General features: G+C 44.3%; 10 protein-coding genes. 7 read left to right on the top strand and 3 right to left on the bottom strand.

What is annotated here, in order from left to right:
* Positions 1–175: 175 nt before the first annotated feature.
* A complete protein-coding gene (locus tag ACO1R6_RS01480) occupies positions 176–2,458 on the bottom strand; it encodes a TonB-dependent receptor (protein ID WP_486261691.1) in 2,283 nt (760 codons plus the stop codon).
* A gap of 536 nt (positions 2,459–2,994) precedes the next feature.
* Between ACO1R6_RS01480 and ACO1R6_RS01475 the strand changes: the two genes are divergently transcribed.
* From ACO1R6_RS01475 to ACO1R6_RS01450, 6 genes are all read left to right on the top strand, one after another.
* Positions 2,995–3,426 (top strand): DUF4265 domain-containing protein, encoded by a 432-nt coding sequence (locus ACO1R6_RS01475; RefSeq protein ID WP_486261690.1) that lies wholly within the window; start codon positions 2,995–2,997, stop codon positions 3,424–3,426.
* 375 nt (positions 3,427–3,801) lie between these two features.
* The gene (locus ACO1R6_RS01470) at positions 3,802–4,212 is read left to right on the top strand and encodes a hypothetical protein (RefSeq protein ID WP_486261689.1); all 411 of its coding nucleotides are present in this window, start codon (positions 3,802–3,804) and stop codon (positions 4,210–4,212) included.
* A 90-nt stretch (positions 4,213–4,302) separates the two neighbouring features.
* A complete protein-coding gene (locus tag ACO1R6_RS01465; RefSeq protein WP_486261688.1) occupies positions 4,303–4,857 on the top strand; it encodes a hypothetical protein in 555 nt (184 codons plus the stop codon).
* A 72-nt stretch (positions 4,858–4,929) separates the two neighbouring features.
* On the top strand, positions 4,930–5,619 hold the full coding sequence (locus tag ACO1R6_RS01460) for a hypothetical protein (protein ID WP_486261687.1): 690 nt from the start codon (positions 4,930–4,932) through the stop codon (positions 5,617–5,619).
* 91 nt (positions 5,620–5,710) lie between these two features.
* The gene (locus ACO1R6_RS01455; protein ID WP_486261686.1) at positions 5,711–6,460 is read left to right on the top strand and encodes a YqjF family protein; all 750 of its coding nucleotides are present in this window, start codon (positions 5,711–5,713) and stop codon (positions 6,458–6,460) included.
* A 589-nt stretch (positions 6,461–7,049) separates the two neighbouring features.
* On the top strand, positions 7,050–7,475 hold the full coding sequence (locus ACO1R6_RS01450) for a VOC family protein (protein ID WP_486261685.1): 426 nt from the start codon (positions 7,050–7,052) through the stop codon (positions 7,473–7,475).
* Positions 7,476–7,587: 112 nt separating this feature from the next.
* On the opposite strand, the gene ACO1R6_RS01445 is transcribed toward ACO1R6_RS01450, so the two are convergent.
* Both ACO1R6_RS01445 and pbpC read right to left on the bottom strand, forming a co-directional pair.
* The gene (locus tag ACO1R6_RS01445) at positions 7,588–8,199 is read right to left on the bottom strand and encodes an START domain-containing protein (RefSeq protein ID WP_486261684.1); all 612 of its coding nucleotides are present in this window, start codon (positions 8,197–8,199) and stop codon (positions 7,588–7,590) included.
* Between the two features lie 18 nt (positions 8,200–8,217).
* The gene (gene pbpC, locus ACO1R6_RS01440; RefSeq protein WP_486261683.1) at positions 8,218–10,581 is read right to left on the bottom strand and encodes a penicillin-binding protein 1C; all 2,364 of its coding nucleotides are present in this window, start codon (positions 10,579–10,581) and stop codon (positions 8,218–8,220) included.
* Positions 10,582–11,201: 620 nt separating this feature from the next.
* Here pbpC and ACO1R6_RS01435 point away from each other — a divergent pair.
* The gene (locus tag ACO1R6_RS01435; RefSeq protein ID WP_486261682.1) at positions 11,202–14,240 is read left to right on the top strand and encodes an amidohydrolase family protein; all 3,039 of its coding nucleotides are present in this window, start codon (positions 11,202–11,204) and stop codon (positions 14,238–14,240) included.
* Positions 14,241–14,378 lie beyond the last annotated feature (138 nt).

Genomic DNA, 14,378 nt, shown 5'->3' with positions numbered 1-14,378 from the left:
GAGACATAGAACTAAAATATAGCCATCTAATTTTGTCTTGGTACTTAATATTTATCTCTTTGCTGCCTTTACGTACATCAGCAAGAGAATATTTACCGGCTAAATAAAAGTTTACGCCGGAAGTAAAGCTACTTTTTAAGCGTCAGATAATAGTAGCGGTTTCGCAAAAACCAGTTTATTTTTTCAGGAACAAATATTTTACCTGCAAGCCGGTATAATAGTTCCGGCCGGGAGCAGCCTGAAAATAACGGTTGCCAAACCCATTTAAGTCGTTGCCCAAACTATACGTTACATCCAGCGCGTTGTCGAGGCCGGCGTAAATTTCGGTTTGCCAATGTTGGCCCCAGCCGCGCCGGAAACCGCCACGGGCATTCAGCAAAATAAAATCATCGGCATATACGGTATTGGCATCGTTTAGCGGCAGCCGCGAAGTATAGTTACCCGTTACGTTCAGGTAAAAACCCAGGCGGCTTTCGGCATCTAAACCGGCTACCCACACGTGCGGCGGCGTACCGGTTAATTTATTGCCGGAGTAATCCTGATCGTCGCGCTGGTAATTCTGGAACCGGAAATGGCTATAAGTATAAGTGCTCCAGATTTTAAGCAATGAAACCGGCTGCAGAGGCGCCTGAATAACGTTATACGCCACGGCCGCCTCAATGCCCCGCTGGCTGGTAGCACCAGCATTGTTAAACACCACCACGCCCGACGGTGTAGCCCGGCTCACAATGGTCTCGTTCAGGTTAAACTGAAAGCCTACTAAATCATAGGTAAGTTTTTCGTTAAATAAATTGCCGCGCACGCCTAACTCATAATTTACGCCCCGCTCGGGGTTTAGCGTAGTGTTAAAGCTGGCATCGGAAGGCCGGATTTCGGCATCGGTGGGCGGCGAGAAACCTGCACTCACACTGCCGTGCGCCGATAGCTGCGGCGAAAACACTTTTACCAAAGCTACCCGCGGCGAGAGTTGCGGGTCGAACTGGCGTTCGTTCTCCACAATAGAAGTTTGGCCAGCTCCCGATACCCGGTTCAGCACGTATCGCATGTCGTTCAGGCTCGCGCCTAACGTAAAAATAAAATTCCGAGGCAAATCGGCTTCGGCCTGGGTAAAAACAAACCCTTGCTCTAAGGTTACTTCATCGTCAAAATTTAATTTACCCGATTTGCCTTTAATATTTTCGTAGTGCCGGGAGTTTACAAAGCTGCGCTGCCACTCGCCGCCCAACATAAACCGGGTACCTACGCCGCCAATTACAGTTTTGTAAGTAGTTTTGGTGCGGCCGCCAAAAGCCTGGTTGGTATTGCGTTCGTAATCGTTGGTAAACGGATGGTTCAGGAAGCTAAAAACCCCAAATACCGAGGTGCTGTTACTTACCTGCGGGCTAAAATCGTAGCGGTGCGACAATCCTACGTTTACCCCATTTAAATTAATGGAGGCATTCTGGTCCAGGTTAAGCTGGCGGGCCTGGCGGGGGTTGGCGTCGTATTGTTCGCGGGTAATGGCGCCGGGCAGTTCGTAGTACAAATCAGAATAATAGCCGTGGAAAGAAAAAGTTTGCTTATCGGAGGGGTATATTTGTCCAGTGAGCAACAGTACATCGCGGTCCATGGCGCTTTGCTGGCGGTAACCATCCAGTTGTTGTTTGGCGTAACGTACCAGAAAATTGGTTTTATCCGAAGCGGTGGCTACTGTGGCCGTGTAGCGGCGCAGGCCAAAAGAGCCGGCCATGGCCCCAACTTCGGCGCTGGTTTCGCCAGCTCGCGGCCTTAAGGTTTGTAAAAGCACGGTGCCGCCGGTGCCCGCCCCGTACGTACTACCGGCGGGCCCTTTTATTACTTCTACCCGCCCAATGGTACCGGCATCAAATAAATTTAACGGAATGGTGCCGTTGGCTTCTACCAGGGGCGTTTCGTTTAAATATAATTTTACGTTGCGTACCCCAAACGGCGCCCGCAAGCTGCTGCCCCTGATAGAAAGCCGGTAACTGGCCGTAGCGCGCTCTTCCATGCGCACGCCCGGCAAGGTATTAAGCGCTGGTACCAGCGAGGTAGTATTAAACCGGTTAATTTCGCGGGAACTTAATAGCCCAATAGCCCCGGCCGTTTCGGGTAAAGGCCGGTTGGTTTCGTAACCCGTAACCGTTATCTCGCTCAATTGCTGACTAACGGCTTGTAACCGGATTAACAATTCGGTGGCTGCTTGAGGCACGGCCAGCCGCTGCCCCTGATAGCCCACCATGCTTACAAACAAACTATCGGCCCCAGCCGGTAAGGTTAAATTAAAGTATCCCTGCTCGTTGCTAATGGTGCCGGTACCCGTTAAGCTACTGCTTACCGATGCGCCGGCTAATGGGCGCTGGGTTTGGGCATTAATTACCCGGCCCCGCACCATTTCCTGGGCCTGGGCAACAGAACAACTGCAAACAACAAAAAGTAAAAAGGCTAAATAATTTTTCATATTATAAAAGGAGCAATCTCTCCTAAGACGAGATAACTACGCCCAGCGTTATACAACGGCTAAATAAATTTAAAAATGTACCCCGGCAGCCAAGCCCAGTAGCCCTTACGCTAACTTAAAGAAGGTATTCCGGCCCCGAAACTATAAAAAAACCGCCAGAAAAAAGCTTTTGCCTTGCAGATTTCGCCATTGTAGCTTATTCCAGTAAAGTGGTTAGAACTTGCCGCATAAAACTACAGGAAATAATAAAGGAGAAAGCTTGGCCGCATTGTTCTTTATTGAATATTTTAGCCAGGAAGCATTTTTAGCCATCAAGTTTTATTATTTGTACCGGCGGTGAGAACAAATAGACTTTAGAATTTTTAGAAATTCCGTCTTTCTCAGAAACAAAAATAGTTTTTCTATAGCCTTTTAATTCTTATATTTATATATAATATATTCGGCAATCCAGTTCCGGTTATCGGTTGATTTTGGATGGATAAACGGAATAAATTCCATATATCGCGTAGTTAAGCGTAATAGTAAGATTTAAAAAAATGTCAATTCATAATATTGCATTAGTCTACTTGGAAGAAATTGAGAATATCTACCAAACAGAAATGGTTGATGCTGAAAAAGAAGGAGATTATTACAGAATGGTAGCTCCTCCATTTTTTGCTAAAAACCTTGCTATAGATGATTTAATTGCAGTAGAGAACGAAGATGGGGTTCATTACTTTGATGACTTAATTGAAAAATCAGGGAGAAGTACGGTAAGGATACTCTTTTGGAACGAGGATATAATAAACAAAACTTTAGAAGAGGTAAAGCAGCTTGGAGCAGTAGTTTTTACTTTGCCCGAAGTAACTATATATGTTGCTTTGGACATTCCCGCAGAAATTGATTACTCCCTAATACAAGAATTTTTAGAAACAGGAAAGATAAATCAGTTATGGGATTTTGATGAAGCTTGTTTAGGGTGGAAATAAAAGGAAAACTACATCGCACAACCACACCTTTACTGTAGCTACGCCACAGCAAAGCCCAGTACGTTGTGTGTAATACAATGAATAGAATATTATTAATTATTGGACTTATGGTTTTCATAACGAGTTGCAATAACCTAACAACTGAGGACAAAAATTCCTATGTTGAGGAACATCCTTCCTTTTTTGAATTAAGGCATGGAAACTGGACTGATAATTCATGGATAAGAAAACCAAAAAACCTATTGATGGTCCACGAGACCTTTAAGAAGATAGGTTACATGAACTTAATCGGCCCTTATTTGTCCGACAATCCTTTAGTTATTCAAGATTTTTATATAAAAAAAAAGACCATATGACCTTATTGATAGTCTTTTATTGACTTATAATCAGAAGCACATCAAAATAAAATATTATAAAGAATTTTGGGAAAGGAGAAAAAAGGAAAGGAATGATAGTATTGTTTATCAAATAATTAAAGATTTAAAATATTCCTATGAAACAAAGTTTACTTCAAGTACACTTTCATTAAATGCTGATAATAAACTTGTAAATGATACCTTGTTCCAATTGCTAAACATCGAATACCGAAATGACAACCTTTCAAATAAACTAGCTTTGGAAGACTTTAAAAGTTTAGTGAAGTCGGGTTTTCATCAGTCAGCTTTTAATCTCCTTCATGAAAGGACTGAATACGAAAATATCAATTGGGAGAAGGGAGAATTGACTAAGGAACTAAAAAAAGCAGACACATATTCAAACGCTTGGTTTGAGGATAATTCAAAATAAAAGTACTACCTACAACAACACCTAAACGGCAGTCTTCGTCCGATGGCTTCGCCCGTCGTTTAGCCATATACGTTAGCAGCAACTTAAAAAATGAAAAGAAATCTGATAGTTCTAACTTTCATAGCAGTTATGATAGGTTGCAATGAATCTTACAAAAAGGGAGTTCAAGCAGCCGACAGAGAAAATCTTGAACTAACTAAAGCGGATACTGATTCAATTAAACAGGCCGCAAACTGGAAAGCATTTGAAGAATCTTTCGTGCTCAAGAATTATTTAGTTTCAAAAATACCTTCAAACGACTTTATATCTATATCTCAAAAAGCTGGAATCTTCATATCGCCCGACAGCGTGGAGATTGAGAAATTAATAAAAGAAAACGGAGAGGAAGACTTTTACACAGTTGCGGACGACAATAGTTACTTCGAACATGAAGCCTCAGAATATCTAAAAGAAAAGAAGTTCACAATTATTTACCCGACCAAACGATATATAAAGTTCGTCTCTAAAAAGAGTGAATTTTACTTTGATACAAAAGCAAAAGCCGCTAGAGGCTGGACGACAATCTTGTTCTCTCCTGAAAAAGGGTCACCTAAAATCATAAATCCTGTAGATATTGATTTAGAATTTCAAGAATACTTAAAATAAAAAGCAGCTGCTAACAACACCTAAACGTCAGCCGACGGCCTCGCACGTTTTTTATACTAACCGTTGGCGGTAATGCAAATAAAAAGAATGAGCAGTAACTGGTATCTTATCTTGACAGGTCAATTTGGCTATCCACAGCCTGAGAATGACTTTGGATATTTAGAAAGACCTTACGAGCCAGAAAGTGGATGCCCTACTTGTCATATAGGAATCATTCAAACCAACGCTTTTAGGTTTAAAAAAGAGTCAAAAGTAAACCGAAGCCACTTTATTGGTTTGAATTGGGTTTTCGACCAAATATTTGTCAAAGAGGAAGTAAAGATAAAGTTAGAAAACGAAAGAGTAAGCGGTATAAGATTCTCAAAACCAGTACTCCATAAAACAGGTGAACCTCTAGGCACTGTTTTTCAATTGCATGTAGAGACACTACTCCCAAAAGGTTTGATCGCATCTAGTCTGTCTTCTGAGGTTTGCCAGCAACCAACCGATATAAAAGAGGTTAAGTTTCTGGAAGCAATTGGAAGTAAATTGCTAAAAGGTCCATTTTGTGGTCGAACCAAGTACAACTTTCCGCAAGGGAGAAAGCTAAGCTTTCACAAATCTATTTTCCAAGACCAACCCGATATTGTGCGGACTACTGAATGGTTTGGTAGTGGTGGTAGCGCCAGTAGACCAATTATTATTTCAGAGAAAGTTAAAGATATAATTGAGCGCCAAAATTGGTGTGGAGCTTTTTTGCAGCAAATAGATATTATTGACTAAAAAGCACTATCCGCCAACATTGTGCATAAGCCATGCTACGGCCGACGGCCTTGCCGTCGTTTACACAAGTACGTTGGAGCAAATTTGAAAGATGAAAATAAAAGAGCTACTGAAGAAAACAGAACACCGGCCTTGGATACTTCCAACTAGAAACTGGCAGTACTATCAGGAATGGAATAATGCGGTATTTCTACACTGGCAGGTTGACATCAACGAGTTGAAGAAGTTTGTTCCTGACGACTTAGTGATTGACTTGTTTGTAGGCAAGCCATGGGTGTCATTAGTAGCTTTCACAATGGAGAAAATAAGGCCAAGAAATTTACCTTCTTTCTCTCCTATATCTAACTTTCACGAAATCAACATTCGGACATATGTGAAGTATAACAATAAAACAGGTGTTTACTTCTTAAGCATTGAGGGTGGGACAAAAATATCTTGTCAAGTCGCCAAAGGCTTATCTGAGCTGCCTTACCGACACTCAAGAATAAAGAGGGAAGAAAACTACTATTGCTCTGAAAACTGCAGTTTTGGAGATAGGCTTGAACTAAGCTATCAGGTTGGCCCACCACTGTCTAAGAAAACTGAACTTGACAAATGGCTAACCGAGAGATATGCTTTGTTTCAAGACACAGACACCTCAATTAATGAATTTGAGATTCACCATATTGAGTGGCCAACATCTAAAGTAGAATTGAAGAGTATTAACGTCAAATACCCCAGATTTGGCAAACTATTGAGCGGCATTCCAAATCTAAGTCATTACTCAACAGGAGTTGAGGTAGTAGCTTGGGACAAAAAGAAGCATAAAAAGCTGGCTCCAACACAAGCTATAGCGCATTAAAATGCGCCACAGCCAAAACCGTTGGGCAGCATTAATAAATAATACATGAATATTAAATGCGGGAAGTGCGGAATTGATTTAACAGAAGCGTTAGAATCACTTAATAACACGACCCTTCTGCATAAAAACCAATGAAGAAAACTATGTACCATGTGGAAAATTATTTATAAGTGATGGTGCATATTATACAAGAACGGAGGGTAAAATATTCATCAACTGCGCCGACTTGAAAAAGGCAAAGAACCATCCAGGCAATAATAAGGCTACAGGGCTGTTGCCGTTTAGATGGGTTAAATGGGCATGAGACAAGGATAGAGGAATCAGACTACCGGATAGCCCACGAAATAATATTCAAAAGCGATTTGGCAGCTATTGAATAAGAAAGTTACGCACTGCTAAATATAATTTAAACGGCAACCACTACTTTGCTGCCACTTACTCGTACGCGTTTGTAGTAATGGTACATGGTAACATAGGGCGCTTACTTATATTACCATGTAACAGAAGCAAATATCGTTAAAAGGTTGCCAGGCATTACCCAGTTTAAAATCTTTACGAGGGGCCATACTACAAATTAAAAACAAATATTGTGGAAGAATCAAAAAACAAACCTGGGCACGCCGGTTCTGCCGGTAACACTACTCCAAAGGTAACCGGGATTGGTGGAATTTTCTTTTTTTCGGAAAACCCAGAAGAAACAAAAGAATGGTACGCTAAAAATTTAGGGTTCGCGGTAGATGAATGGGGCGCCACCTTTGAATGTAGAAGTGTAAACCAACCCGACGAAATAAATCGCCTCCAATGGGCACCCTTTGCGCGGGGAAGTGAATATTTTGCGCCATCGAAAAAGGAGTTTATGATTAATTACAGGGTCCAGAACATAGAAGGCCTGGTAAATAAATTAAGAGAAAACGGGGTAACGATTCTGGATGAAATAGAAACGTTTGAATACGGAAAATTTATTCATATAATGGACGCGGAAGGAAACAAAATAGAACTGTGGGAGCCCATTTAACCAGGCATTTACAAAAACGAAAAAATAGTCCATTGCCGACATTAGACTTGTATGCACCTGATACTACATAAGGGTACAGCATAGAATCATGGCCAGTTTTAGATTACTACAGCTAATTGCCAGCCAAAAGCTTTTTTAAATTCACAAACGAATTATACGGGCCAACCGTAGCCGCCATATTTACCAGCCAGGCCGGAATAGCACCACCCGGATTTACGCTAAATACATATTCTACTTTTAAGCGATTGGGCGCGAGGGGTACAACGGTCCAGGTGGCTACGGAATACGGCACCCGCACCAAACCTTTTTTAACTGGCAAATATTGCGGCAGGCTTTGGGTTTTTATATCCAGGTTTTTGGTACCGGGTACTTCCGTAATAATCAGTTCCAGAATCAGGTCGCGGCCGGTAACGGGCCAGGGCGCTTCGGTTTCGGTGTAGTACACAATAGATGCTTTTGTTTTTTTAAGTACGTAGGCATTTTTGGTTAAGTACACCCAGTTTTTGTAGTTATCAATATCCTGCAAAATATTAATTAACTGGGTAGTAGTGCCGGTAAGCTCAGTAACTACTCTTATTTCTTTTAATTTTTGGTCGGTTATTTTGCGGGTATAAACGGCAATGCCGTTCTGGTTCTTTTTCAGTTCCCAATTGCCTTGGGCCCGGGCGGGTTGTTGCTGTAAAACCCCGAAAAAAATAAGTAATCCAAATAAGGCGGGTTTCATACGGGTGGTTTACGCAAATTATTCCAGAAAACGGACGTTGATATAACTGTTACTGTTCCGCCCCTGGTCGTCGGTACAGGAAATTTTGTATTTGCCGGCCTGCGTGGGAGCAAAAAACAGTTTTTCGTTGGCGGGGCTGGTTTGCAAAAATTTGTCGTTGATGTACCAATATACCTGTTTCACCTCGTTGTGGGCGTTGCAATGCAGCATTAGCTTTTGGTTTTCGGTACGCTCCAGTAAATATTCCGTATCGGCGGTAGGTGAGGTAATAACCGGCGCAAAATCCTGAAATATGCGGCTGCAAGCCGGGTTGTGCGCCGGAATTTTGGTGTAAGGAATATGCTCGGTGTTAAAAAAAGTAATTAGTTCGGGTGCATAATTGGGGTACTGCTTTTGGATATAATTGCCGTTTACCGGCAAACAAACGGTACAGTAAGCCAATTGTTCGTTGGGGCTAACGGGTATTTGTTTCAGGTGCGTGCATTTAACTACCCCCGACACACCCGGTATAAAGGTATCGGTAATCAGGTCGGCACAAAAATTATTGGCGGGGTTGCCGCTGGCGGCACAAACCTGGCGGTGACTTAACCCCGGCGGTTGTTTAAACCAGCCGGCCGGGCTGTTATAATCAATGGTGTTAAAAATAGAAAAGAGCAGCGGAGTGGCCGAGTCGGTGCCGTTCAGTTCCGGCACGCCTTCGCCGGAAAAATTGCCCACCCACACGCCTACCGTATACTTTTGGTTATAGCCAATGCTCCAGGCATCGCGGCGGCCATACGAAGTGCCGGTTTTCCAGGCTATTTTGGGCAAGTGCATACTGTTTTGGGCGTTGTGCGGCAAATCGGGGCGTTGGAGTTGGGTTAAAATCTGGTTTACCATGTACGCAGCTGCCGGCGAAAGCAATCTTTTTTGCACCGCAGCGGTATCTTGCTGCTGCCACCGCAAAGAATAATATTGCCCCTGGTTGGCAAAAGCCGAAAACAAAGTAGTCAGCTCTTCGAGGGTAACATCGCAGCCGCCCAGAATAAGCGATAAACCCAATTGGTTGCCTTGTTTCTTTATCTGCGAAAATTCGGCTTGCTGGAGTTTCTGCACAAAAGCCGGTACGCCCAACTGATCCAGAATTTTCACGGCCGGAATATTAAGCGAAGTAGCCAAGGCCTGCTCCACAGTAATATTGCCACTGTAATTGCCGTAATAGTTTTCGGGGCGGTAACCCGCGTAATCTACGGGCACATCGCTAATTATACTTTTGGGCGTAAGCAAACCTTTATCAAAAGCCGTGGCGTACAAAAGCGGCTTTAGCGTACTGCCCGGCGAGCGAATAGCCCGTACCCCATCTACCTGGCCCCCGTGGGCCAAGTCATTAAAATCGGCGGAGCCCAAATACGCTTCTACCGCGTGGGTTTGGTTGTTAATAATAATTACCGAAGCATTCTGAATATTTTTATAGCGCAACTGCTGCATATAATTATAAGTCAGTTGCTCGGCTTTTGCCTGCAGGTGGCGGTTAAGTGTGGTTTTAATGACGGGCTGCTGCGGGTACCGGCGAAACAACCGGTATGCTAAATGTGGCGCTACCTGCGGCGCTTCCACGCGCTCGGCTACCAATGGTTCCTGCAAGGCATCGGCAATTACTTTTTCCGGAAAGGCCTTTTGTTCCTGCAAATACCGCAACCATTTGTTTCGGAATACTACAATTTGCGCGTTCCGTTGCCCAATGCGCAACGACGAGGGTTTGTTGGGAATAACGGCCAGTGTAACGGCCTGCGCCAAACTCAATTGCGCCGGCGACTGCTGAAAGTATAACACGGCGGCTGCTTTTACTCCTTCTATATTGCCGCCAAAGGGCACCAGGTTCAGGTATAACTGCAAAATTTCGTCTTTGCTGTACTGCCCCTCCAGTTGCAGCGCCCGAAACATTTCGGTTAATTTAGCTCCGTAAGTTCTTTTCTGAGGATAAAGCAACCGCGCCACCTGCATGGTAATGGTAGATGCCCCGGAAGTAGTTTTGCCGCGTAAAGTATTATTCCAGAAAGCCCGGCCTAAAGCAAATGGGTTTATACCCGGGTGGTAATAGAAATATTTATCTTCTTTTAGCAGAATGGTTTTTTTTAAAACCGGGCTTATTTCGCCGGGCGCCAGTTGCATGCGCCATTTATCATCCGGGCTCAGAAAAGCATTTATGACACTGCCATCGGCGGCTGTAATAACCGGGGAATACGCTATTTGTACCCGCAGCGGGAATAAGAAATGAAGCAGCACCAGCGTAAATATTGGGAATAGCAACAAGCCTGCCACCAGCTTAACCCTCCGGCTACGGCCGTAAGTTGCTATTTTGGGCAGAAAATATTTCTTGTAAAAAACGGGCGGCCGCCACATGCTTAATTCTACTTGGGGTTATTGCGCCAAATATTTTATGAATATTCAACAACTTCAAATTTAATAAAGTACCCGGCATTTTTCCGGATTTATCAAAACTAAAGCACCTGCTCTTGTTTTAGAAATAGAGGCCTGAGGCAATAATAAATATTTACCAAAACGCGCTGGCCCTTTTGTTATTTTAAATCAACCAAACGCAACCCTGGCAAATATTCAATTTTGAACTTATTGAGTGTTTTATAAAATTAGCAGGAACTGCGGCCATGGGTGCTATTATCCCCGCCAATCTTTTAACATTTGCCGGACTGCTTGCCGGTGAAAACACGCAGCCAGGGCAAACGTTAGTACCATTGCCAAAATATTAAACAGCTTCTTTATAAACTAACGAAAGCATTAATATTTCCTGTTAACGGCATTCCTTGAATCGCTTACCTTAAAGTTTAAGTTTTTTTAAATTCAACCTTTAATCAAAAGTGAGTTTAGCCAATTGTATTGCCAAGATTAAATATTTGCAATATTTACCCAGGATAATTAAATATTTATTTAAGTAATGTTCTAAATTCTGAATATTATTTTATTTTTACTCACCATACAACTATTCTTCTAACATTTAACTTTGCATGCAGCATATTTACACCAAGCGTTTTTACGCTGTACTTTTATTTCTGATTTTAAGCAACTTTGCGGTGCGGGCGCAAGAAACTTTTCCGCGCAACGGCGTTTACGACGACCGCCCCGGCCTGGTAGCTTTTACCAACGCCACCATTTTTACCGATTACCAAACCCGCCTCGATAACGCCACGCTGCTTATCCGAAACGGCAAAGTAGTAGCTGCTGGTGCTAAGGTAAAAATACCCGAAGGAGCCGTTACCGTTGATGCCAAGGGCAAATATATTTACCCCGGCCTGATTGATATGTACACCAGCTATGGTTTACCGCCGGTAATTCCGGCTCGGGTAGCCTATGCCGCGGGCGCTACCGAATCGCAGAAAAAAGGGCCTTATAGCTGGAACCAAGCCATTAGGGCCGAAAACAATGCGGCCGAAATATTTAAAGTAGATACCAAAGCGGCCGAAGATTACCGCAAGCAAGGTTTTAGTACGGTGCTGGCCCTGCACCCCGACGGCATTGCCCGCGGCACCGCAACCTTAGTAAGCCTGGGCCAAAAGCGCGAGAACGAAGTAATCTTACTCGACCGGGCCGCTTTCGGGCTATCTTTCGATAGGGGCTCTTCTACCCAGGATTACCCCGGATCACTCATGGGCGCCATTGCTCTGCTGCGCCAAACTTACCTCGATGCGGCCTGGAACAGCAAAACGCCCGGCAAAGAGCAAAACCTGTCGTTAAAAGCCTTTACCGATACCCGCGCGCTGCCCCAATTATTTGAGGCCACAAATAAATTAAACGTGTTGCGGGCCGATAAAATAGGCGATGAATTTGGGCAGCAATATATTATTAAAGGTAAAGGCGATGAATACCAGATGCTGAACGAGGTAAAAGCCACCAAAGCTACGCTTATTCTGCCGCTTAATTTCCCGGAAGCTTACAACGTAGAAGACCCGTTTGATGCCACCCGCATTTCGCTGGAAGATTTAAAACACTGGGAAATGGCCCCCGCCAACCCTGCTACTATAGCCAAAGCCGGTATTCCGTTTGCCTTAACCGCCGCCGACTTAAAAGACAAAAAGAGCTTTTTCCCGAACCTGCGCAAAGCCATTGCTTACGGCCTCGACGAAAAAGAAGCCTTGAAAGCCCTGACCTACACGCCTGCACGCTTGCTTAAAGCCGAAAAGCTGGTGGGTGCTTTGCAGCCCGGCATGGTAGCCAGCTTCTTAATTACCTCTAAGCCTTTGTTTCAGGAAGACAACGTGATTCTGGAAAACTGGGTACAAGGCGAACGGTTTAAACTAAGCGAAATTCCGGTGGATGTACGGGGCGTTTATGCTCTGCAGGTAGGCCAGCAACCAATCGTAAACCTGCACATTTCCGGCAACCCCGATAAACCCGAAGCCCGTGTACTTTTTAAAGCCGCCGGTGCTACCGACTCCACCAAAGTTAAAGGCAAAATTTCCCTAACCGGCGATTTGATAACCTTAACGTATAACCCCGACGAAAAGAAAAAAGAAAACGTAGTGCGGCTGAGTGGCTGGTATGCTGGCCCTGATAAAGGCTTCCGGGGTACTGGTCAGTTACCCGATGCCACACCCGTAAACTGGACCGCCAAATTATCAAAAGCCTTGACCCAGCAGGCCCGGCAAGATTCGATTAAAGCCAAAGACCCCATTGTTTTAGGACCAATAATTTACCCGTTTGCGGCTTTTGGCCGGAAGGCATTGCCCCAAGCCCAAACCGTGTTAATTAAAAATGCCACCGTTTGGACAAACGAAAAAGAAGGCAAACTGGAAAACACCGACGTGCTGTTGCGCAACGGTAAAATAGAACGCATTGGTAAAAACCTGCCGGCTACCGGTGCCCAAGTGGTAGACGGTACCGGCAAACACCTTACGCCCGGTATTATCGACGAGCACTCGCATATTGCCATTGATGGTGCGGTAAACGAAGGCACCCAGGCCGTAACTGCCGAAGTACGCGTAGGTGATGTGATAGTTCCCGAAGATGTAAATATTTACCGCCAATTGGCAGGTGGCGTGGTAGCTTCGCAATTATTGCACGGCTCGGCCAATCCTATTGGTGGCCAGTCGGCCATTATAAAGCTGCGCTACGGCCAGGGCCCCGAAGCGCTTAAAATAAAAGGAGCCGATAATTACATTAAGTTTGCTTTAGGCGAAAACGTGAAACGCTCCAACACCCAAAACGTGGTACGTTTTCCGCAAACCCGCATGGGTGTGGAACAGGTGTTTTACGATGCCTTCCAGCGCGCCAAAGAATACCAGAAAGCCCACGAAAATTATAATCGCTTATCCGGTAAAGCTAAAGCCAGTGCCGAAGTACCGCGCCGCGACCTGGAACTGGAAGCTTTGGTAGAAATATTAAACAACAAGCGATTTATTACCTGCCACTCGTACGTGCAGTCTGAGATTAACATGCTCCTGAAAGTGGCCGACCAGATGGGCTTTAAAGTAAATACCTTTACCCATATCTTGGAAGGTTACAAGGTGGCCGATAAAATGCGCGAACACGGCGCGGGTGCTTCTACTTTCTCCGACTGGTGGGCTTACAAAATGGAAGTAAAAGATGCTATTCCGTACAATGCCGCTATTATGACCAACGTGGGCCTGGTTACTGCTATTAATTCCGACGATGCCGAAATGGCCCGACGCCTAAACCAGGAAGCCGCCAAAGCCGTGAAATACGGTGGTTTATCCGAAGAAGAAGCCCTGAAACTGGTAACCCTGAACCCCGCTAAATTATTGCACCTCGATAAACAAATGGGCAGTATAAAAGCCGGTAAAGATGCCGACGTAGTACTCTGGACTGACCATCCGCTCTCCATCTACGCCAAACCCGCCAAAACTTTTGTGGATGGCATTGCTTATTTCGACTTGGAAACTGACCAACAACTGCGGCAAGAGTTAGCCCAGGAACGCCAGCGAATTATTCAAAAAATGCTCAACGCCAAGCAAACCGGTGCTCCCACGCAAACTACTCCCCTGGCCCGCCGCGGTAGCACAGTACAGCACTGCGAAGATGTGGAGTAATTGTTGATTGTTGGATTGTTGAATTGCTGATTGCTATTGATTTTTCAAATTATCTGAAAGCCCCCTATTTAGTTAAGGAGTAAATCTTGTAAGAAGAGGAATATATACCCAAAGCAGTCGGCTACGGAGCAAACTCTC

The organism is Adhaeribacter sp., assembly GCF_057359045.1.
This window is presented reverse-complemented; position numbering and strand designations above follow the sequence as displayed.

Excerpts from the sequence above, each read along its gene's own strand:
- ACO1R6_RS01480 (WP_486261691.1), bottom strand. The coding sequence starts at position 2,458 with ATGAAAAATTATTTAGCCTTTTTACTTTTTGTTGTTTGCAGTTGTTCT.
- ACO1R6_RS01475 (WP_486261690.1), top strand. The coding sequence starts at position 2,995 with ATGTCAATTCATAATATTGCATTAGTCTACTTGGAAGAAATTGAGAAT.
- ACO1R6_RS01465 (WP_486261688.1), top strand. The coding sequence starts at position 4,303 with ATGAAAAGAAATCTGATAGTTCTAACTTTCATAGCAGTTATGATAGGT.
- ACO1R6_RS01460 (WP_486261687.1), top strand. The coding sequence starts at position 4,930 with ATGCAAATAAAAAGAATGAGCAGTAACTGGTATCTTATCTTGACAGGT.
- ACO1R6_RS01455 (WP_486261686.1), top strand. The coding sequence starts at position 5,711 with ATGAAAATAAAAGAGCTACTGAAGAAAACAGAACACCGGCCTTGGATA.
- ACO1R6_RS01445 (WP_486261684.1), bottom strand. The coding sequence starts at position 8,199 with ATGAAACCCGCCTTATTTGGATTACTTATTTTTTTCGGGGTTTTACAG.
- pbpC (WP_486261683.1), bottom strand. The coding sequence starts at position 10,581 with ATGTGGCGGCCGCCCGTTTTTTACAAGAAATATTTTCTGCCCAAAATA.
- ACO1R6_RS01435 (WP_486261682.1), top strand. The coding sequence starts at position 11,202 with ATGCAGCATATTTACACCAAGCGTTTTTACGCTGTACTTTTATTTCTG.